This is a genomic window from Paenarthrobacter sp. YJN-5 (assembly GCF_015040095.1).
Classification (GTDB): Bacteria; Actinomycetota; Actinomycetes; order Actinomycetales; family Micrococcaceae; genus Arthrobacter; species Arthrobacter ureafaciens.
In genome coordinates, this window is record NZ_CP053544.1 from 2,676,871 (window position 1) to 2,696,084 (window position 19,214).

General features: G+C 63.2%; 17 protein-coding genes and 1 tRNA gene. 7 read left to right on the top strand and 11 right to left on the bottom strand.

Annotated features, from left to right (window positions below):
- Positions 1 to 46: 46 nt before the first annotated feature.
- The 6 genes from HMI59_RS12655 to HMI59_RS12680 all read right to left on the bottom strand — a co-directional run bounded on the left by HMI59_RS12655 (position 47) and on the right by HMI59_RS12680 (position 3,445).
- The gene (locus HMI59_RS12655) at positions 47 to 652 is read right to left on the bottom strand and encodes a hypothetical protein (RefSeq protein WP_193591519.1); all 606 of its coding nucleotides are present in this window, start codon (positions 650 to 652) and stop codon (positions 47 to 49) included.
- Positions 649 to 1,230, bottom strand: a complete 582-nt coding sequence (locus HMI59_RS12660; protein WP_193591520.1) for a hypothetical protein — start codon at positions 1,228 to 1,230, stop codon at positions 649 to 651. Before HMI59_RS12660 ends, HMI59_RS12655 begins: the two co-directional genes overlap by 4 nt.
- Positions 1,227 to 1,637 (bottom strand): hypothetical protein, encoded by a 411-nt coding sequence (locus tag HMI59_RS12665; protein ID WP_193591521.1) that lies wholly within the window; start codon positions 1,635 to 1,637, stop codon positions 1,227 to 1,229. Before HMI59_RS12665 ends, HMI59_RS12660 begins: the two co-directional genes overlap by 4 nt.
- The gene (locus tag HMI59_RS12670; RefSeq protein ID WP_193591522.1) at positions 1,634 to 1,825 is read right to left on the bottom strand and encodes a hypothetical protein; all 192 of its coding nucleotides are present in this window, start codon (positions 1,823 to 1,825) and stop codon (positions 1,634 to 1,636) included. Before HMI59_RS12670 ends, HMI59_RS12665 begins: the two co-directional genes overlap by 4 nt.
- A complete protein-coding gene (locus HMI59_RS12675; protein WP_193591523.1) occupies positions 1,822 to 2,310 on the bottom strand; it encodes an Asp23/Gls24 family envelope stress response protein in 489 nt (162 codons plus the stop codon). Before HMI59_RS12675 ends, HMI59_RS12670 begins: the two co-directional genes overlap by 4 nt.
- Positions 2,311 to 2,503: 193 nt before the next feature.
- Positions 2,504 to 3,445, bottom strand: coding sequence for a LysR family transcriptional regulator (locus tag HMI59_RS12680; protein WP_193591524.1), 942 nt, complete (start codon positions 3,443 to 3,445; stop codon positions 2,504 to 2,506).
- Positions 3,446 to 3,568: 123 nt separating this feature from the next.
- Between HMI59_RS12680 and HMI59_RS12685 the strand changes: the two genes are divergently transcribed.
- The 6 genes from HMI59_RS12685 (at position 3,569) to HMI59_RS12710 (ending at position 8,525) form a co-directional block, all read left to right on the top strand.
- Positions 3,569 to 4,561, top strand: a complete 993-nt coding sequence (locus HMI59_RS12685; protein ID WP_193591525.1) for a DUF1852 domain-containing protein — start codon at positions 3,569 to 3,571, stop codon at positions 4,559 to 4,561.
- 20 nt (positions 4,562 to 4,581) lie between these two features.
- Entirely contained in the window at positions 4,582 to 5,628 is a 1,047-nt protein-coding gene (locus HMI59_RS12690) for a methionine synthase (RefSeq protein ID WP_193591526.1), read from the top strand.
- A 2-nt stretch (positions 5,629 to 5,630) separates the two neighbouring features.
- Positions 5,631 to 6,203, top strand: a complete 573-nt coding sequence (locus HMI59_RS12695; RefSeq protein ID WP_193591527.1) for a flavin reductase family protein — start codon at positions 5,631 to 5,633, stop codon at positions 6,201 to 6,203.
- Between the two features lie 151 nt (positions 6,204 to 6,354).
- Positions 6,355 to 6,975, top strand: coding sequence for a helix-turn-helix transcriptional regulator (locus HMI59_RS12700; RefSeq protein WP_193591528.1), 621 nt, complete (start codon positions 6,355 to 6,357; stop codon positions 6,973 to 6,975).
- The gene (locus tag HMI59_RS12705; RefSeq protein WP_193591529.1) at positions 6,972 to 7,532 is read left to right on the top strand and encodes a DUF6036 family nucleotidyltransferase; all 561 of its coding nucleotides are present in this window, start codon (positions 6,972 to 6,974) and stop codon (positions 7,530 to 7,532) included. The genes HMI59_RS12700 and HMI59_RS12705 overlap by 4 nt, the downstream gene beginning before the upstream one ends.
- 438 nt (positions 7,533 to 7,970) lie before the next feature.
- Entirely contained in the window at positions 7,971 to 8,525 is a 555-nt protein-coding gene (locus tag HMI59_RS12710) for a hypothetical protein (protein WP_193591530.1), read from the top strand.
- A gap of 527 nt (positions 8,526 to 9,052) precedes the next feature.
- Here the strand turns inward: HMI59_RS12710 and HMI59_RS12715 are convergent.
- Positions 9,053 to 9,134: transfer RNA gene (locus HMI59_RS12715), tRNA-Leu, on the bottom strand.
- A gap of 188 nt (positions 9,135 to 9,322) precedes the next feature.
- Here HMI59_RS12715 and HMI59_RS12720 point away from each other — a divergent pair.
- Entirely contained in the window at positions 9,323 to 9,928 is a 606-nt protein-coding gene (locus tag HMI59_RS12720; RefSeq protein ID WP_021473049.1) for an ANTAR domain-containing response regulator, read from the top strand.
- A gap of 222 nt (positions 9,929 to 10,150) precedes the next feature.
- On the opposite strand, the gene pyk is transcribed toward HMI59_RS12720, so the two are convergent.
- The 4 genes from pyk to lgt form a co-directional block, all read right to left on the bottom strand.
- Positions 10,151 to 11,641, bottom strand: coding sequence for a pyruvate kinase (pyk, locus tag HMI59_RS12725; RefSeq protein ID WP_031216728.1), 1,491 nt, complete (start codon positions 11,639 to 11,641; stop codon positions 10,151 to 10,153).
- Positions 11,642 to 11,696: 55 nt separating this feature from the next.
- Positions 11,697 to 13,154, bottom strand: a complete 1,458-nt coding sequence (locus HMI59_RS12730; RefSeq protein WP_062096239.1) for a glutamate synthase subunit beta — start codon at positions 13,152 to 13,154, stop codon at positions 11,697 to 11,699.
- On the bottom strand, positions 13,147 to 17,760 hold the full coding sequence (gltB, locus tag HMI59_RS12735; RefSeq protein WP_062096237.1) for a glutamate synthase large subunit: 4,614 nt from the start codon (positions 17,758 to 17,760) through the stop codon (positions 13,147 to 13,149). Before gltB ends, HMI59_RS12730 begins: the two co-directional genes overlap by 8 nt.
- A gap of 265 nt (positions 17,761 to 18,025) precedes the next feature.
- Positions 18,026 to 19,204: a prolipoprotein diacylglyceryl transferase gene (lgt, locus tag HMI59_RS12740; protein ID WP_193591531.1), complete on the bottom strand. Its 1,179-nt coding sequence runs from the start codon at positions 19,202 to 19,204 to the stop codon at positions 18,026 to 18,028.
- Positions 19,205 to 19,214: the final 10 nt, after the last annotated feature.

Sequence of the window (19,214 nt, forward strand, 5' to 3'; positions counted from 1 at the left end):
AGTACGTTGCGATGCCTCTTATCGGGCTCTACTTACCGGGCACTGCTTACCGGGCTTCGCGCGATCCGGACACCTGGGTCCTGGGACCGCTGGTGATTCGGACCAGGGCGGGCACCGGATGGCCCAGCCAGGCATCAAGTTGCTGGAGCACCCGGGCCGCCGTGTCGGCAAGCTCCCTGGGGCATGCCCCTTTGCGCGCTTCCAGACGGAGCCGCAAGGCAGTGCCGCGCCGGGATTCCCACGCGGAAACAGAGGTGGCGAGCACATCGGGGTTGCCACGCAGGGCTTCCTTGACGGCGGCTGAGACCAGCCCGGCATCCACCACGGTTCGGCCCGCAATGCCTTCCGAGTCCTCGGCGAGGCGTGGTGTTTTGCCGCCGCCCTGGGAAGCGATCCAGGCTGCGCCCAGGATGGCGCCTGCCAGCAGGACGGCGACCGCCAACACCAACCACCAGCTCCGGACGGGGTCAGGCAGGGGCGCAGTGCCCGCCAGCTCGCGCACGGCGTCCCGTGCTGAAGCCGCTGTGGTTGTCCAGGACTCTGCAGCCCCAGGCAGGGTGCCGGCCGCGATCAATGCGGCTCCGGCTGCCAGCAGGACCACCGCCGGAACGCTGAGCAGAATGCGGTTGAGGGCCCTGTTCGTGTTTCTCATTGCCCTACCGCTCCTTCGTTCAAAATGTTGACGCTGGACCGCACTGGACGATCCAGCGCGTAGGCGGCCAGTTCGCCGTCGACCGTCGCCTGGATGCCTGCCGGCACCAGCGGTTCGCCCGACGTCGGACGCACCTGGACGCGGACGGACCGTCCACCGACGGTGGTGGTCACCTGGCCCGGAGCGAGGCCCGCGGGGCGGCGGACCTTGCGGGACACCGCTGCCGCAATCACCTCGTGGTCCACCACGACGGCAGCGCGTTGGCTCCCCAGGGTCAGGCGTTGCCTGCGGGCCCTTCCAAAGGCCAGTCCGAACAGCACCAGCGCCAGGATTCCCAACCCGGCACCGGACGCCACCAGGGCTGTAGGTGTGGTGTTGGCCGGAAGCTCGATCAACCAGCGGAACATCTCTGCGGGGCTGGCCAGCAGGGGCTGGTCTTTGAGCAGCCACAGCACGGATTCCAAGGCCAACCACAGCGAAGCGACCATCAGGAGGGAGGCAACCACAATGGACGGGACCGCCCTCGAAGAGTGATTTTCACGCCGGACCAGGCGGCGGATAGTGACGTCTTTGCTCATTCGACCCTCCTTTCCTTGGGCTGTCCGGACTTTCCTCCGGTGAGGCGGATGTCCACCCGGCCTATGTCCAGGCCAGTGATTGCCGTGCCACGGGCCACGATTTCCTTCCGGGCAGCCCGGGCTTGTTCGAAAACGGTCGCGGTGGCGGGCTGCGGTTCCCCGCCGGGCTGGGGTTTCAGCAGCGGGACGGGCTTCAGCAGCGGCGGGAGGGTCAGCTTGACGGAGACGCTGACGCCGAGCTTTCCTGCGTCGTCCTCCACCGTGGCTGACACGTCGCCCGCGTCTACATGAAACGCCTGGGCCGTGACCGACTCCACGGTTTTCCGGATCGCGGTGTAGGTCAGCCGGTTATGTCCGATCCGGTGAGCATCGAGCGAGCCACGGTTTGCGGCGGCGGCGCTGCTCATGAGGAGGAGCGCTTGCCCCGCAGGGCATCAAGCACCCCGCGAAGGTCAAGCTTTCCCTCGGCGGAACGGCCCAGCACCGCCCCGACACCCATGAGAAGTGCCGTCAGCAGCAGGCCCCGGAACCCGAAGGCAAGACCCGCCAGCGCTAGAACCGCCCCTATGGCAAGGCCCGCAATCGTGGGGCTCATGCGACCCTCGGTTCGCGGTCGGAGTCTTCGGAGTCGGAGTCCTCGGACGGAACGTGGATGTCCGTGATGGTCACGTTGACCTCGGTTACTTCCATGCCCACCAGGTCCTCGATGGCGGTGTACACGGCGTCGCGGGCGTTGTCCGCTACTTCCTGGAGCGGGTGCGGGTATTCGACAACCAGGGTCACGTCAACGGCTACCTGGGTCTGGCCTACCTCAACGTTGACCCCCTGGGTGAGGTCCTTCTGGCCAACCTTCTCCCGCAGGTTACCGATGGCGCGTGCCGCACCGCCGCCCAGGGCATGGACTCCTGGAATCTCCTGGATGGCGATGCCGGCAATCTTGGCTACTACTCCATCGGCGACGGTGGTTGCGCCGCGGCCGTCCTTGCCCTTGTCCCGGGTGGGTGCATCCGCCACGGCTGCAGAGGCGTTCTGCTTGTTCTTGGCCGGTACGTCTGCGGGGGTGTGCGTCTCGATCGTCATGGCGATGCTCCTGTCCGTTGATTGCGGCGCTTCTTGTGCGCCGTCATGAATAAGACGTGCTTGCCAGACGAATCCTCACGGCCGAAATAATGTGATGTAGGTCACCTTAGGCCTCGCGCATTCCCTCGCTTAGTTAGCTTTCCATATATCTAGACCATCAAGTGACATTTTTACGTCGTCCGCTGTATTGCAGTCAGTCGAGCAACGCTACGCCGAACTCAGCAACCACGGCGCGCAATTCCTTGAGGTAGCGCTGTGCTTGGTCGGTGAGCGGAATCGAGGCGTGGCCGATCCACCCGATCTCGATGCGTTCGTCAACGTCGAGCGGGATGGCTACGATCTCCGGGTCGAGCTCCCCGCTGATGATGCCTGTCGAGATCGTGTAACCGTGGAGCCCGATCATGAGGTTGAAGATCGTGGCACGGTCGGAAACCCGGATCTCCTGCTTGCTGGACAGCGTGGAGAGGATCTCCTCGGCGAAGTAAAAAGAGTTGTTCGCACCTTGATCGAAGGTTAGCCGCGGCAGGCCGGCGAGATCGGCGAGAGCTACACGCTCCTTCGAGGCGAGCGGGTGCTTTCGTGAAATGAAAATGTGCGGATCGGCGAGAAAAAGCGGTGTGAACGCGAGCCCGGATTCCCGGAGCAGCTTGTCAATGACCTTCCCGTTGAAATCGTTCCGGTAGAGGATGCCTACCTCGCTGCGGAGCGTCCGGACATCCTCAATGATGTCCCAGGTGCGGGACTCACGGAGCGAGAACTCGTACTCGGCCACCTCAGTGGCCTTGACCATCCGGACGAAGGCATCCACCGCGAACGAGTAGTGCTGCGTTGAAACTCCGAGCAGTCGCCGTGTTGGTGGCCTGCCAAGGTAGCGCTGCTCGAGGAGGGAGAACTGCTCGACCACCTGTCTGGCGTAACCGAGGAACTCTACCCCGTCGGCGGTAAGGGTGACCCCGCGCGCGGAGCGAAGCAGGAGCGCACGGCCCACCCGGGCCTCAAGCTCCTTCATTGCTGCGGACATTGTCGGCTGCGCTACGTAGAGAAGATCGGCAGCTGCGGAGATCGACCCCTCAGCGGCAACTTCAATGAAGTAGCGGAGCTGCTGCAGGGTCAATCCGCTCGAAATCTGGGCCATAGGAAAAGTCTATATGAATGTATAGTATCCATGAGTTACTTGATACCCCTTGAAAGTCGGCACCATGGATGCATCCCCTTTCGAAAAGGCCGTCCCGGCCCATCACCCACGGATTGGCAGCGCATGGCAGACGACTTCTCCTTCAGCATCACGACCACCCGCTTCGACGAGGACTACTCGCCCTCGGAAGGCTCGCGGATCACCACGAACTTCGCCAACCTGGCACGTGGCGAGCACCGCCAGGAGAACCTTCGCAATGCCCTGACCATGATGCGACGCCGCTTCAACGACCTCGCAGACTGGGACAACCCGGACCGGGACCGCTACGCCCTGGAGCTTGAGATCGTCTCCGTGCAGATACAGCTCACCGGGGACGGAACGGATCAGCAGTTCCCGCTGTTCGAAGTCCTCGACATCCAGATCCTCGACCTGCTGAACGGGGTTCGTCACCAAGGCATCGTGGGAAACAATTTCTCCTCCTACGTCCGTGACTTCGACTTCAGCGTCGTGCTGCCCGCGGCAGCAGGCGACTCAGGCAAGCCCACCGTTCCCGAAGACTTCGGCGATCTTCACGGCAAACTGTTCCAGCACTTCCTCGATTCCCCCGAAGGCCAGGAACGCTTCCCGCAGCCGCCAGTGGTCTGCATCAGCGTCTCCACGAGCAAGACGTACCGGCGGACCGGAAACCGTCACCCGGTCCTCGGCGTCGAGTACCAGCAAGACGAGTTCTCGCTGACGGACGCGTACTTCGCAAAAATGGGACTGCAGGTCCGCTACTTCATGCCCCGCGGCAGCGTTGCGCCGCTCGCCTTCTACTTCCGCGGCGACCTGCTCAACGACTACTCCAACCTGCAGCTCATCGGCACGATCAGCACCATGGAGACGTTCCAGAAGATCTACCGCCCGGAGATCTACAACGCGAACTCGGCCGCCGCCCACGTCTACCAGCCGAGCCTGGGCGAGCAGGACTTCTCGCGGACCCAGATCGCCTACAACCGCGTCGAGCGCAGCCAGCTCGCGGTCACTCAGGCGAAGTACACGGAGGAGCACTTCATCACCCCCCACAAGGATCTGTTGGACCAGTGGACCGCCAACTATCCCGCCCTCGTCAACTGACCTACGGAGAATCGTCGATCATGAACACACTTTTGCCCACCACCGTTGTCGGAAGCCTGCCGAAACCATCCTGGCTCGCACAGCCGGAGACTCTTTGGTCCCCGTGGAAGCTGGAGGGAGAAGCGCTGCTCGAGGGCAAGCAGGATGCGCTGCGGATCGCGCTCCACGAGCAGAGCCGACGCGGCATCGACATCGTCAGCGACGGCGAGCAGACCCGCCAGCACTTCGTCACAACCTTCATCGAGCATCTCAGCGGGGTCGACTTTGAACAGCGCAAGACCGTGCGCATCCGGGATCGCTACGACGCCAGCGTGCCGACCGTCGTCGGACCGGTGCGCCGCGAGAAGCCGGTATTCGTCGACGACGCAAAGTTCCTCCGCGCAGCCACGGACCAGCCGATTAAGTGGACACTTCCCGGTCCCATGACGATGGTGGACACGCTCTACGATGACCACTACAAGAGCCGCGAGAAGCTCGCCTGGGAGTTTGCCACGATCCTGAACCAGGAGGCGAAAGAGCTGGAGGCGGCCGGCGTGGACATCATCCAGTTCGACGAGCCCGCGTTCAATGTCTTCCTCGATGAGGTCAAGGACTGGGGCGTGGCTGCGCTTGAAAGAGCGGCAGAAGGTCTGCGCGCGGAGACCGCCGTGCACATCTGCTACGGCTACGGGATCAAGGCCAATACTGACTGGAAGGCGACGCTCGGCTCACAGTGGCGGCAGTACGAGGAATCGTTCCCGCTGTTGCAGAGCTCCAGCATCGACATCATTTCGCTGGAATGCCAGAACTCCCACGTGCCCATGGACCTCATCGAGCTCCTCCGCGGCAAGAACGTCATGCTTGGGGCAATCGACGTCGCAAGCGAGACCATCGAGACCCCGGAGGAGGTCGCCGATACCCTCCGCAAGGCACTTAAGTTCGTCGATGCGGACAAGCTCATCCCCAGCTCCAACTGCGGCATGGCACCGTTCCCCCGTGACGTCGCACTGGCCAAGCTGAGTGCTCTCAGCGCAGGGACCAAAATCATTCGCGAGGAACTCGCCCGCTCCGCCCCCCGGGTGTCATAACGATGTTCCACGCCTATCCCGCAGACACTTGGTTCGGGGCTCCGACGCAAAGCTTCCCGTCTTCCCTCTCGGCCGACGACTTCAAAGCATTGTTCCGTGGCCACCCCGGAGGTGTCGCCGTCATCACGGCCGATGCCGGCGAAGGACCGGTGGCACTGACGGTGTCGTCGGTCGTGTCGGTCAGTGCGGAACCTCCATTGCTGATTTTCTCCGTCTCGGCACTGTCCTCCGCGTCGGATGTGCTCTCGCGCGCCGAGACCGTCGTCGTGCACCTGCTGGACGCGCACGACGTCGACTTGGCGAAGTTTGGCGCGACCCCCGGCGCCGACCGCTTTGACCAGACGCACCGCTGGTCGGCCCTTGCAACCGGCGAAGCGGTGTATGACGACGTCCGCGCCTGGGTGCGCTGCGCCGTCATCGATCGCATGGAGGTAGGGACCTCCACGATCATCGCCGTTCACGCCCTGGAGTCCCGGGTAATGCGTGACGTCCACGTGGGCGAACCCGGCGATGCTCTGGTCTACCACAACCGTTCATGGCACCGTCTGGGCGAGCATTCCAAGCTTGAAGGCTGAACACCTCTCCCTGCTATCCAGAAATGTGTCCTCCCTTTTAATCACGCCATCGGCCACACACTGCATGCTTGGCCGGATCGAGAAGCCGGTCGCGCCTCCAGGAATGCACTTGTCACCATTCGGTGACACAATGATCGGAAGGGAGGACAACATGACGTCTAGAACCAGCATCAACTCACCGGCCTCGGCCGGAGCGATCATCCGTACCCGCCGCCAGGAATGCGGGCTCTCCCAACACGCCCTGGCCGACAAGGCAGGGGTGTCACGAAAGTTCCTTATAGATCTCGAAGCCGGTCATGAACGCGCCGAACTCGGCAAGACACTCGCCGTCCTGGCAGCGCTTGGCCTGTCACTGGAAGCCACCGACCCCATCCCCCGCGGAAGCGACCACGACCCCGCACGCCGCGACTACACACAAACCTTCAACGAATTGATCGCAAGGCATGACTTCGAGTTCGCCATAAAGATGCTCGCGGATTACACCACAGCGTCACTCAAGGCCGGCAGGCCGTTGCTCCAGCGCAGCCCGCGCCTCAAGGACCCGAAGTGGTCAGCCGCCCTCGCAGGCATCACCACCTACACGGCACACCGGCTCGGCCAACCTGCACCGTCCTGGACCCGACGGATCAAACCACTCAAGGAAGCCTGGATGCCAGCCGAGTCCTACCGGCACGTCCGCGAACCCATGAAGCAACTCACCATGTCCGAAACACCGGAAGAAATCGCCGCCATGAACGTCTTTATTCGCGAGCGCAGTCTGGGCACCGCATGAGCGGCGGAGAACTCACCGCCGCTCAAATCCACGCACTCCTCCAAGAACTCGGCCGCCGCCTGCAAAAGCGCGGCATCCACGGCGACATCAAACTCGTCGGCGGCGCGGCGCTCATCCTGCAAGGAATCGGTAACCGCCCCACCGCCGACATCGACGCCAGCTACACCGATAAGACTGTTGTCGGCGCCGTCGTCACGGACATGGCCGCGGATTACGACCTCGCACCGGACTGGCTCAACTCCAATGCTGCGGCTTTCCTCCCGGAGAACGCCGGATGGGTCGAACTCGAACACCTCGACGGGCTTACCGTCCACGCCGCAGACCCGCAAACACTTCTGGCCATGAAGATCGCTGCCGAACGGGACAAGGACATCCTGGACATCGCCCGTCTCCTCCGCCGGCTCAACATCACCAACGCCAAAGACGCCGTCGACCTCGCCTACAACAAGTACGGCGAGCACTCCATTCCTCTGTCCGCAGGCAGGGACAACTACCTCATCGTGGTGGACGACGCCCTCGACGCGGCCACCACGCTTAAGCCCGAATCCGAGGAATGAATCATCGGCCCGTCACCGTCCGGAGACCCTCAAAGATGAACAAATATACGTGACAGCAGCACCTATCCAGCTGACTGAGATGAGGGGGCAACGTGCATACTCTGCTTGCAGCGACCAGAACACAGCTTGACGCAAGGCTGGGTTAAGGCGTCTGTAGCTGACTTCCAATGGCGCCACGCCCTCTGGACGCCGCTGCCCACCCGGCGTATACAGGAGTCCAGGATCCAGCGGCTGAAGGTGGCCAGTATGCGGCAGCAAGGACGACGACAGTATCTCCTGTCGGTGTTGTTCGCCGCTCTGCTGTTGGTCCTGACATCGTGCGGCAAACCTGTTCAGGCCCTGGCGAATCTGAAGAGCAGCGCAGATGAAGCCGGAAGCCTCTTGACCAGGGCGGCGGACCCTTCGGAGTTCAAAAGCCTGTCCACGAAGATTGATGACATGCTGAAAGACATCCCGGAAGGAACCTCGCTGAGTGCTTCCGAGAAGGCAACCGTTGATGCCGCCGCGCAGCGCGCAGCGGCGCTAAGACAGGTTGCTGCAATGTTGGGCGTCTCAGATGAGGTCATGGGTTTCATCAGCAAGGACGCGGTCGAACTTGTATCAGCTTCCCTGATGAGAACGCCCTCGCAAGCGTTTAGGCAGCACTTGGATGCCACAGCACGGCGGCTACTGAAAAGCACTACTTGCTCGCTGTACGCCGATGGAATGTCGAAGACTTCGAAGACCTCACCTAACCCACTGCCAGGGATCCCCTCCCCTGCCCCCTTCCAACCCCCGACACACAAGACTGTGTGGGAAGAGTTTCAGAGAGCCATAACGACGGCCAACTACCAGTTGGATGCAGTCAACGAAGTAGTGGACCTTACCGGCCTCTCAAGTGAGCTCCTCGACACCGCCTCCGGCTACGTGGGCAAGGTCAAAAAGGTGATGACGGCTGCTGAGTGGGAAAGCTCCGGAGCTTTCCAGGTGTACTTGCGCCACTGCCTCCGGTAGCGAGCCGTCCCCCGTTACATAGCCGCACTCTTGTTGTCGAGTATCTGCCGCCGTAATGGGGACGCCGTGCTGAGCAAGCGCGTCGTCACGGACTGTCTTTTGGTTCAGTTGAAATGTTCTTACTGCGGAACTGCGGCGGGCCGACGCCGCTGCCGGTGTGCGAACTGTCGGTCCAAGAGGGAAAGGCTCCAGGAGAGACTCAAACTCCCAGACCGGGCACGAGGGCGTCGCCTAGGAGCCCCGTGCCTACGTTGCAGATCAGGGCGTCGACGCCATGGCCTAGGAAGAGCACGCTTTCACGGGAAAGACCCGACATAGCCACCTATAAGTCATCTCGAACTGACTACAGCCCACCATCAGGTTTTTTGAGCGGTCAACAGGGCCGCGGAACACCAGAAACGGACATCAGACGACCCCAGACCGATCGCTGCGGCCAGGCCTGAGTCAGCGGATCCCCAATCAGAAGGACGTGTCCACATTCGTACACGCTGAAAAGCAAAAGACCCCTCCGAAGAGGGGTCACATCGTGCCCGAGGTGGGACTCGAACCCACACACCTTTCGATACCGCATTTTGAGTGCGGCGCGTCTGCCAATTCCGCCACTCGGGCGCGGAGATACCGGGTTGAAAGCGGCTACATTTCTGTGAGCAACGCGATCCGTTCCCAGCACGCGAAACTACTCTACATGCAGATAGGCTGTTTCAAAGAACCGGACGCGCCGCGTGCAACAAAACCTGCCCCGGATGCGCCCGCACTAAGATGGACATGAACCCGCCGAACCTTTGCAAGGAGATCCCGTGACCGAACAGACGGAGTCCGCACCCGCAGCCCAGCCGGCAAGACGCGTCGTCGTTGCCGAGGATGAGACCCTCATCCGACTGGACATTATCGAGATTTTGAAGGGCGAGGGTTACGACGTCGTCGGTGAGGCGGACAACGGTGAGAAGGCCGTGCAACTGGCCGAGGAACTGAAGCCGGATCTCGTCCTCATGGACGTCAAGATGCCGGTGATGGATGGCATCTCCGCGGCTGAAAAGATCGTCAAAGCCCGCATCGCACCCGTGGTCCTCCTGACGGCTTTCAGCCAGAAGGAACTGGTGGAGCGCGCCCGCGATGCCGGCGCCATGGCGTACGTCGTGAAACCGTTCACGCCGGCGGACCTGGTTCCCGCGATCGAGATCGCCCTTTCCCGCCACGAGGAAATCAAGGCCCTCGAGAACGAGGTCTCGGACCTCCAGGAGCAGTTCGCCACCCGCAAGCTTGTGGAGCGCGCCAAGAGCCTCCTGACCACCAAGATGGGCCTTACCGAGCCCGAGGCTTTCCGCTGGATCCAGAAGACCTCCATGGACCGCCGCCTCAGCATGCGCGAGGTTGCCGAGACCATCATCAACCAGGTCAACTAACAGCAAGAAAGGCGGCTTCCCCACCGGGAGGCCGCCTTTTGCGTCCCCAAAAACAGGCACGACGGCGGCCGCCGCCAAAGCGGCAACGTCACCACCCGCCGCCAAAGCGGCAACGTCAGCTCCCACCGCCAAAGCAACACAGCCCCCACCCGCCGTCGTGCCTAAACAAAAAACAGGACCCCGCCTCCAAAAAGGCGGGGTCCTGCCAAGCCACTACGAAGACTAGGCCTTGTTCTTGGTCTCGTCTTCAGGCCACGGTCCAACAGGTTCCTTGCGCGAACCGGAGACCTTGGAGGTGTCTGCGAGATCGCCCACCTTGTGGACCTTGAGCGAGTTGGTGGAGCCGGCCTGTCCGGGAGGCGAACCGGCAGCGATGACCACCAGGTCCCCTTCGTCCACGAGCTTCATGTCCAGCAGACTCTTGTCCACCTGGGCGGTCATCTCGTCGGTGTGGCCAACCATGGAGACCAGCACGGGGCGGATACCCCAAGTGAGGGCCAACTGGTTCCAGACGTGCTCCACGGGCGTGAAGGCGAAGACGGGCTTCACCGGGCGCAGGCGGGAAAGGCGACGTGCGGAGTCACCGGACTGCGTGAACGTACAGATGTACTTGGCGTCCAGCTGGTCGGCGATTTCGACGGCGGCACGGGTGATGGCGCCGCCGCGGGTGCGGGGCTTGGTGCCCAGCGGGGGGACGCGTTCCAGGCCGTGTTCTTCGGTGGATTCGATGATCCGGGCCATGGTCTTGACGGTTTCGATCGGGTACTGACCCACTGACGTCTCACCGGAGAGCATCACTGCGTCGGCGCCGTCGAGCACTGCGTTGGCGCAGTCGGAAGCCTCTGCACGGGTCGGACGCGGGTTGTCGATCATGGACTCAAGGACCTGCGTGGCCACGATGACCGGCTTGGCCCAACGGCGGGCCAGTTCGATGGCGCGCTTCTGGACGATCGGCACCTCTTCGAGCGGAAGCTCAACGCCAAGGTCGCCACGGGCAACCATGATCGCGTCGAACGCATCGATGATCTCGTGGAGCTGGTCCACGGCCTGCGGCTTTTCGATCTTGGCGATGACCGGCACGCGGCGGCCTTCTTCGTCCATGATCTCGTGGACGCGCTTGATGTCGGCAGCGTCACGCACGAAGGAGAGGGCAACCAGGTCGACGCCGCGCTTGAGCGCCCAGCGGAGGTCGTCCTCATCCTTCTCGCTCAAGGCGGGAACGTTCACGGCAACGCCGGGGAGGTTGATGCCCTTGTTGTTGGACACCTTGCCGCCCACGGTCACGGTGGCAACAACCTTGACGTCGTCAACCTCGATCGCGCGGAGCGCGACCTTGCCGTCGTCGATCAGCAGGGCGTCGCCCACGTTGACGTCCTCGGTGAGGCTCTTCAGCGTGGTGGAGCAGATGTCCTTGGTTCCCGGAACGTCCTCGGTGGTGATGGTGAAGGTGTCACCAACAGCCAACTCATGCGGTCCGTCCACGAAGCGGCCCAAGCGGATCTTGGGACCCTGGAGGTCAGCCATGATCGCCACCGGCTTGCGCAGCTGCGAGGAAGCCTTGCGGACGTTCTCATAGGTGTTGTCGTGCACGGAGTAGTCGCCGTGGCTCATGTTCATACGCGCAACATCAACGCCGGCTTCCAGCACCGCGAGGGTGTTGTCGAAGCTGGAAATAGCCGGGCCGAATGTTGCCACAATTTTCGCGCGTCTCATATACCTACCCTAAGTAGTGTGCTGCTGATTGAGTAAAAGAAAGTTCCTTCCGGCGCTATAAGACCGCGATTGCCCGGTCTGTGGGGGCGACCGGCGCCGGCAGGATGGTGCTTCCCATGAGGAACTTATCCACGGCGGCCGCGCAAGCACGGCCTTCCGCGATGGCCCACACAATCAGAGACTGGCCACGCCCGGCATCGCCGGCAACAAACACGCCCTCGGTGTTCGTCATGTAGTAGCCATCGCGGGCAACGTTGCCACGACCGTCAAACTCTGCACTTACTTGTTCGGTGATACCGGCCGGTTCAGGGCCGGTGAAACCAAGGCTGAGGAACACGAGGTCCGCGGGGATGACCCGCTCGGTTCCGGCCTTGGGGAGACGCTTGCCGTCAACGAATTCTGTCTCGGCAACCTTCACGCCCGTGAGCTTGCCGTTTTCGCCAACGAACTCAACGGTGGACGCCAGGTACGTGCGTTCGCCGCCTTCTTCGTGGGCGCTGGCCACCTCGAAAAGCGTGGGGAACGTCGGCCACGGCTGGTGGGCGGCACGCTCCGACGGCGGCTGCTTGCCGATTGCGAGCGTCGTCACGGATGCTGCCTGCTGGCGGTGCGCGGTACCGATGCAGTCGGCGCCGGTATCGCCGCCGCCAAGGATCACCACGTGCTTGCCGCGGGCATCGATGTGGTTCGCGGGGTTCTCCCCCGCCACCACGCGGTTGGCCGGGACGAGGTAATCCATGGCGAAGTGGACGCCGTCAAGGTCGCGGCCCGGGATGGGCAGGTCGCGGGGAACGGTGGCACCGGTAGCAACAACCACGGCGTCATAACGACGGCGGAGCTGCTCCCAGGTGACGTCCGTACCAACGGCCACTCCGGTACGGAAACGGGTGCCCTCGGCCTTCATCTGCTCCAGGCGGCGGTCAACCTGTTCCTTCTCCATTTTGAAGTCGGGGATGCCGTAGCGGAGGAGGCCGCCAATCTTGTCGTCACGCTCGTAGACGGCAACGGTGTGGCCAACGCGGGTCAGCTGTTGGGCAGCTGCCAGGCCCGCCGGGCCGGAACCAACGACGGCGACCGTCTTGCCGGTGAGGCGGGTGGGCGGAAGCGGGTGCACCCAGTCGTTGTCGAAAGCCTCATCAATGATGGAGACCTCAACCTGCTTGATGGTGACAGCCGGCTGGTTGATGCCAAGCACGCACGAAGCTTCGCACGGCGCCGGGCACAGGCGGCCCGTGAACTCGGGGAAGTTGTTCGTGGCGTGGAGGCGCTCGATCGCTTCTTCACCCTTGTCCCGCCACATTAGGTCGTTCCACTCGGGAATGAGGTTCCCCAGCGGGCAGCCTTGGTGGCAGAAGGGAATGCCGCAGTCCATGCAACGGCCGGCCTGGCTCTTCAGGACGCCCTTTTCCTGGGCTTCGTACACTTCCTTCCAGTCCATGATGCGGACGGGAACGGGACGGCGTGGCTGCGTTTCGCGCTGCCGGACTTTCAGAAATCCGCGTGGATCAGCCACCGGTTACCTCCAGGATTCGTGACCATACTTCTTCGCCGTCGGGGTCGAGGCCTTCTTCGATGGCGTTGAGTCGGGTTTGCAGGACTGCAGCGTAATCGCGCGGCAGTACCTTGGTGATGCGGGCGGCGGTGTCGTCGAAGTTTTCGAGCAGACGGCCGGCCAGGACGGATTCGGTCTCCTCAAGGTGCTTGGTGAGGAGGCCGTGCACGATGTCGCGGTCTTCGGCATCCAGCTCCAGGAGCTGGAGCTCGCCGGAGTCCAGCGCATCCTTGTTGACACGCTCAGGCTGCAGGTCCAGCACGTAGGCGGTGCCTCCGGACATACCGGCACCGAAGTTGCGCCCGGTGCGTCCGATGATCAGCGTCTGGCCACCGGTCATGTACTCGCAACCATGGTCGCCAATACCTTCGACAACGGCAGTCGCACCGGAGTTGCGGACCAGGAACCGTTCGCCCACTTGGCCGCGGAGGAACATCTCGCCGCTGGTGGCACCGTAGCCGATGACGTTGCCGGCAATGACGTTCCGCTCCGCCTGGAACACGTTGGTGCGGTCGGGGCGGACGATGATGCGACCACCGGACAGGCCCTTGCCAACGTAGTCATTGGAATCGCCGAACATGCGCAGGGTGATACCGGCCGGAAGGAACGCGCCAAGCGACTGCCCGGCGGTGCCGTTGAGGGTGACGTCGATCGTGTCGGTTGCCAGGAGGTCCGTACCGAACGTCTTGGTCACCACGTGGCCCAGCATCGTGCCCACGGAACGGTCCGTGTTGATGACATCCAGGGTGATCTTCACGGGCATGCGGTCGCTCAGGGCTTCCTGTGCCATGGTGATCAGCCGCTGGTCGAAGTGCTTGTCCAGCTCGTGGTTCTGGCCCACCATGTTGCGCAGCGGCACGTCGTCGTCAAACTCGAGGCCGTGCAGGATCGGATCGAGATCCAGTCCGTCTGCCTTCCAGTGGTCGATCGCGTCGCGGGTATCCAGGACCTCGGAGTGGCCGATCGCCTCTTCGAGGCTGCGGAAGCCGAGCTCTGCCAGGATTTCGCGGACTTCTTCTGCGAGGAACTCGAAGAAGTTGACCACGAACTCGGGCTTGCCGTTGAACCGTGCACGGAGCTCGGGGTTCTGCGTGGCAACACCCACGGGACAGGTGTCCAGGTGGCAGACGCGCATCATGATGCAGCCTTCAACCACCAGCGGAGCGGTGGCAAAGCCGAACTCTTCACCGCCCAGCAGTGCAGCGATCACGACGTCGCGGCCGGTCTTAAGCTGGCCGTCCACCTGGACCACAACACGGTCGCGGAGGCCGTTGAGCATCAGGGTCTGCTGGGTCTCGGCCAGGCCGAGTTCCCACGGCACACCCGCATGCTTGAGCGAGTTCAGCGGCGAGGCGCCGGTACCGCCGTCGTGCCCTGAAACCAGCACGACGTCGGCCTTCGCCTTGGTGACGCCGGACGCCACAGTGCCGATCCCGACTTCCGAAACAAGCTTTACATGTACCCGGGCCGAAGGGTTGGCGCGCTTGGCATCGTAGATGAGCTGCGCGAGGTCTTCGATCGAGTAGATGTCGTGGTGCGGGGGCGGGGAGATAAGTCCGACCCCGGGCGTGGAGTGCCTGGTCCGGGCCACCCACGGGTAGACCTTCTGTGCCATCAGCTGGCCGCCTTCACCGGGCTTCGCACCTTGCGCCATCTTGATCTGGATGTCGTCGGCGTTGGTCAGGTAGAGGCTGGTCACGCCAAAACGGCCGGAGGCAATCTGCTTGATGGCAGAGCGGCGCTCCGGGTCAAGCAGGCGTTCGACGTCCTCGCCGCCTTCGCCCGTGTTGGACTTGGCGCCCAGGCGGTTCATGGCGATCGCCAGTGTCTCGTGCGCTTCCTTGGAGATGGAGCCGTAGCTCATGGCACCCGTGGAGAAACGCTTGACGATGCTGGAGACGGGCTCCACTTCCTCGAGCGGAACCGAAGGACGGACGCCGGCCTTGAACTTCAGCAGGCCGCGCAACGTCATCAGGTTCTCGGACTGGTCGTCCACGCCCTTGGTGTAGGACTTGAAGATGTCGTACCGGCGTTCGCGGGTGGCGTGCTGCAGGCGGAACACCGTCTCCGGGTTGAAGAGGTGCGGTTCGCCGTCGCGGCGCCACTGGTACTCGCCGCCACCCAGGAGCGGACGGTGCGGCTGTTCGATGCCGCCGTCGGGGTAGGCCATCTGGTGCCGTGCGGAAACTTCCGCGGCGATGACATCCAGGCCGACGCCTCCCAGTTGGGAGTGGGTGCCGGAGAAGAATTCGTCCACGAGTTCCTGGGACAGGCCCAGTGCCTCAAAGGTCTGGGCGCCGGTGTAGGAAGCCACCGTGGAAATGCCCATCTTGGACATGATCTTCAGGACACCCTTGCCGAGGCCCTTGATGAGGTTGTAGACGCCATCTTCGGGCGTCACTCCAACAACGTCGCCGTTGGCGATCAGCTGTTCCACCGACTCCATGGCAAGGTACGGGTTCACGGCGGAGGCGCCGTAACCGATCAGCACTGCCACGTGGTGGGTCTCGCGGACGTCGCCGGCTTCCACCACGAGCGCCGTCTTGGTGCGGTTCGCGCTGCGGAGCAGGTGGTGGTGCACGGCGCTGACCAGCAGGAGCGACGGAATGGGGGCCCACTGGGCGTTCGAGTCGCGGTCGGAGAGCACGATGTACTGGACGCCGCGGTTGATGGCACCGGAAACCTGCTCGCAGATCTCGGTCAGCCGGGCACGCAGCGCAGCTTCTCCGCCTTCGGGGCGGTAGAGGCCGCGTACCTTCATGGCGATGCGGTCGCCGTCGGGGTTTTCGATGTTCGCGATCTTGGCCAGCTGATCGTTGTTGATCACCGGGAACGGCAGGGAGATCTGCGGCTGGCGGACCTGCTTGCCGTCCAGGAGGTTGCCGTTCGGGCCGATGGCACACTTCAGCGAGGTCACGAGTTCCTCGCGGATGGCATCCAGCGGCGGGTTGGTCACCTGGGCGAACGACTGCACAAAGTAGTCGAACAGCAGGCGGGGGCGCTTGGACAGCACAGCAACCGGGGTATCGGATCCCATGGCGCCGAGGGGTTCGGCGCCGGTGCGGGCCATGGGCCCGAGCAGGATCTTGAGCTCTTCGGTGGTGTAGCCGAAGGTCCGCTGGCGGATGTTGACCGACGCTGCGGTGTGCAGGACGTGCTCACGTTCAGGGAGCTCGTTGATGTCGATCAGGTTGTCCTTAAGCCACTCGGCCCACGGGTTCGCAGCTGCTACCTCTGCCTTGACCTCGGAGTCATCGATGATGCGGCCGGCTTCGGTGTCCACCAGGAACATCTTGCCGGGCGCAACGCGGCCCTTTTTCACAACGTTGGAGGGCTCGACTTCAATAACGCCCACCTCGGATGCGAAGACAACGAGGCCGTCTTCGGTGATCCAGTAGCGGCCAGGACGCAGGCCGTTGCGGTCCAGGGTGGCGCCGACGAGGTTGCCGTCGGTGAAGGACACTGCGGCAGGACCGTCCCACGGTTCCATCAGCAGGGAGTGGTATTCGTAGAATGCGCGGCGTGCCGGATCCATGGTTGCGTGGTTCTCCCACGCCTCCGGGATCATCATCATGATCGAGTGCGTAATGGGGCGGCCGGAGAGCCAGAGCAGTTCGGCCACCTCGTCGAAGGATGCCGAGTCCGAGGCGCCGGGGGTGCAGATCGGGTATAGCTCTTCAGGGGTGTCGCCCAACAGCGGGCTGGCCAGCTGCGACTGGCGGGCACGCATCCAGTTGCGGTTGCCCTTGACCGTGTTGATTTCGCCGTTGTGGGCAATGGTGCGGAACGGCTGCGCCAAGGGCCACGACGGGAACGTGTTGGTGGAGAAGCGCGAGTGGACGATCGCAAGCTTCGTCTTGAAGCGCTTGTCCGAAAGATCAGGGTAGAACGGCTCGAGCTGCGCCGTGGTCAGCATGCCCTTGTAGACAATGGTCCGCGAGGAGAGCGACGGGAAGTAGACGCCGAACTTGTTCTGCGCGCGCTTGCGGATCCGCCAGGCACGGGAGTCCAGCTCATTGCGCTCCAGCTGCTCGCCGGTAGCAGAGGCCAGGAAAGGCTGGGAGAAGTACGGCATGCATGCGCGTGCCATGGCACCGACCAGGTCTGCGACCACAGGCACTTCGCGCCAACCGAGGACTTTGAGGCCCTCATCGGCAGCCAGTGCTTCAATGCCGGCCTTCGCCGTCGCGGCTTCACGTGACTCGGCAGGAAGGAACGCGGTACCGACGACGTACTGGCCGGGCGCGGGGAGTTCGAATTCAGCCACTGCACGGAAGAACTCGTCGGGGATCTGCATGAGCAGGCCCGCGCCGTCACCGGTTCCCTCGTCAGCGCCAACAGCGCCGCGGTGTTCGAGATTGCGGAGGGCGGTCAGGGCCGCTTCCACGATGTCGTATCCCGGTTCCCCGCGGAGCGTGGCAATAATAGCCAGGCCGCAGGCGTCCTTCTCCGCATCAGGGTTGTAGAGACCCTGCGCCTCCGGCAGCGCAGCGAAGCGCTTGAACGGAGACATGGCACCCTGGGGTTCGATTTTTTCGGACCATCCGGGGTTATGAAGATGGGTCATGGGAGACGTCCTTCCTCGAGATCGTGCGTATGGAAGGGACAACGTTGGCCCCACCTTGCAGGCCCTTGTGATGGGCACAACAAAGCGCTAGTTAATGGAAATTGTAGGCCAGCCAGTCAACTCAGCTGAACAGCTGCGCAGACCACTGGCCCCGGCAAGACCGGTGAACATCGGTGTGTTTTGCGATCCGGATTCCGGGGTGCCACGACGCTGTGGACTGGGCCCTACGAGCGGTGACTCTGTTGCCCCTTTTTGCCGGACGCGACTACTTGGTGACGTCACCTTCCGGCGAAGATCCGGGGGCCTTCCTCGCGGCAGTACCAGCAGATTCCGATTCCGTCGTGGCCTGGGTGCCTCGGCCGGAATCCCCTGCTGCTTCCTGCGGCTGGTCAACGTGGCCCGGATCGCTTTGGTTATCTGGGAGATTATCACGGGAACCACTATCTGAGACAGATCGGTCCGCATCATGACTCGTGACGCTCGTCACCGTCGAGGCATCCCCGGAGGACCGGGAGGAAGCCTCGGAAGCAGCCTCCGGGGACGGCTCCTTGCCCGGCAGATAGGGGCTGTCAGGCACCGGGCGCCCTCCCCTGCCCAGCAGGAGGAAGATCACCAGCGCCGCAAGGAACACGAAAATACTGGTCCATACGTTAAGCCGGGTGGTGATACCGAAGAGGCTGATCTGCTCGGCATCGTCTATCCTCAGCGCCTCGATCCATACGCGGCCAACGGTGTAGTACATCGCGTAGAGCCAGAACAGGCGTCCCTTCCGGAAATTGAACCTGCGGTCAAGGACCAAGAGGATGCCGACGCCAACGAGGTTCCACAGGAACTCATAGAGGAAGGTGGGGTGGAAGAGGGTATCGGCAGCCATGCCGGCCGGGAAGTTCGCGTTGGCCGGATCAATCTGCAGCCCCCAGGGAAGCGTCGTCGGGGCGCCGAACAGTTCCTGGTTGAACCAGTTGCCCCAGCGGCCGATCGCCTGCGCCAGCAGGAGTCCCGGAGCTGCCGCGTCCAGGAAGGCGGTCAGCTTGACCCCTGCCCGCCGGCAGCCAATCCAGGCTCCTACGGCGCCCAGGAGCACCGCACCCCAGATGCCCAGGCCGCCGCGCTGTATTTGCGGGATCAGGGACAAGTCACCGGTGCCGTCAAAGCCCGGGCCGAAGTACGCGTCCGGTGACGAGAACACGTGGTAGAGCCGGCCCCCGATGATTCCCAGGGGAATTGCCCAGATGGCAATATCCCACAGGCTGCCCTCCGGAGTGCCGCGACGCTTCCAGCGGACCGAGGTGAGCCACAGGCCAACGATGATCCCGGCAAGGATGCACAAGGCGTAGGCGTGGATGCGCAACGTCCCCCACGGGAGCGGTATGTCGAATCCGGACCACGATGGGCTTGGGATGCTCATCGGGACCATGGCCGCTGCGTGGAGGACGTTGTGCATGTGCGTCGCT

Coding starts and splice junctions, on each gene's coding strand:
- HMI59_RS12655 (WP_193591519.1), bottom strand. CDS start 652: ATGAGAAACACGAACAGGGCCCTCAACCGCATTCTGCTCAGCGTTCCG.
- HMI59_RS12660 (WP_193591520.1), bottom strand. CDS start 1,230: ATGAGCAAAGACGTCACTATCCGCCGCCTGGTCCGGCGTGAAAATCAC.
- HMI59_RS12665 (WP_193591521.1), bottom strand. CDS start 1,637: ATGAGCAGCGCCGCCGCCGCAAACCGTGGCTCGCTCGATGCTCACCGG.
- HMI59_RS12670 (WP_193591522.1), bottom strand. CDS start 1,825: ATGAGCCCCACGATTGCGGGCCTTGCCATAGGGGCGGTTCTAGCGCTG.
- HMI59_RS12675 (WP_193591523.1), bottom strand. CDS start 2,310: ATGACGATCGAGACGCACACCCCCGCAGACGTACCGGCCAAGAACAAG.
- HMI59_RS12680 (WP_193591524.1), bottom strand. CDS start 3,445: ATGGCCCAGATTTCGAGCGGATTGACCCTGCAGCAGCTCCGCTACTTC.
- HMI59_RS12685 (WP_193591525.1), top strand. CDS start 3,569: ATGGCAGACGACTTCTCCTTCAGCATCACGACCACCCGCTTCGACGAG.
- HMI59_RS12690 (WP_193591526.1), top strand. CDS start 4,582: ATGAACACACTTTTGCCCACCACCGTTGTCGGAAGCCTGCCGAAACCA.
- HMI59_RS12695 (WP_193591527.1), top strand. CDS start 5,631: ATGTTCCACGCCTATCCCGCAGACACTTGGTTCGGGGCTCCGACGCAA.
- HMI59_RS12700 (WP_193591528.1), top strand. CDS start 6,355: ATGACGTCTAGAACCAGCATCAACTCACCGGCCTCGGCCGGAGCGATC.
- HMI59_RS12705 (WP_193591529.1), top strand. CDS start 6,972: ATGAGCGGCGGAGAACTCACCGCCGCTCAAATCCACGCACTCCTCCAA.
- HMI59_RS12710 (WP_193591530.1), top strand. CDS start 7,971: ATGCTGAAAGACATCCCGGAAGGAACCTCGCTGAGTGCTTCCGAGAAG.
- pyk (WP_031216728.1), bottom strand. CDS start 11,641: ATGAGACGCGCGAAAATTGTGGCAACATTCGGCCCGGCTATTTCCAGC.
- gltB (WP_062096237.1), bottom strand. CDS start 17,760: ATGACCCATCTTCATAACCCCGGATGGTCCGAAAAAATCGAACCCCAG.
- lgt (WP_193591531.1), bottom strand. CDS start 19,204: ATGCACAACGTCCTCCACGCAGCGGCCATGGTCCCGATGAGCATCCCA.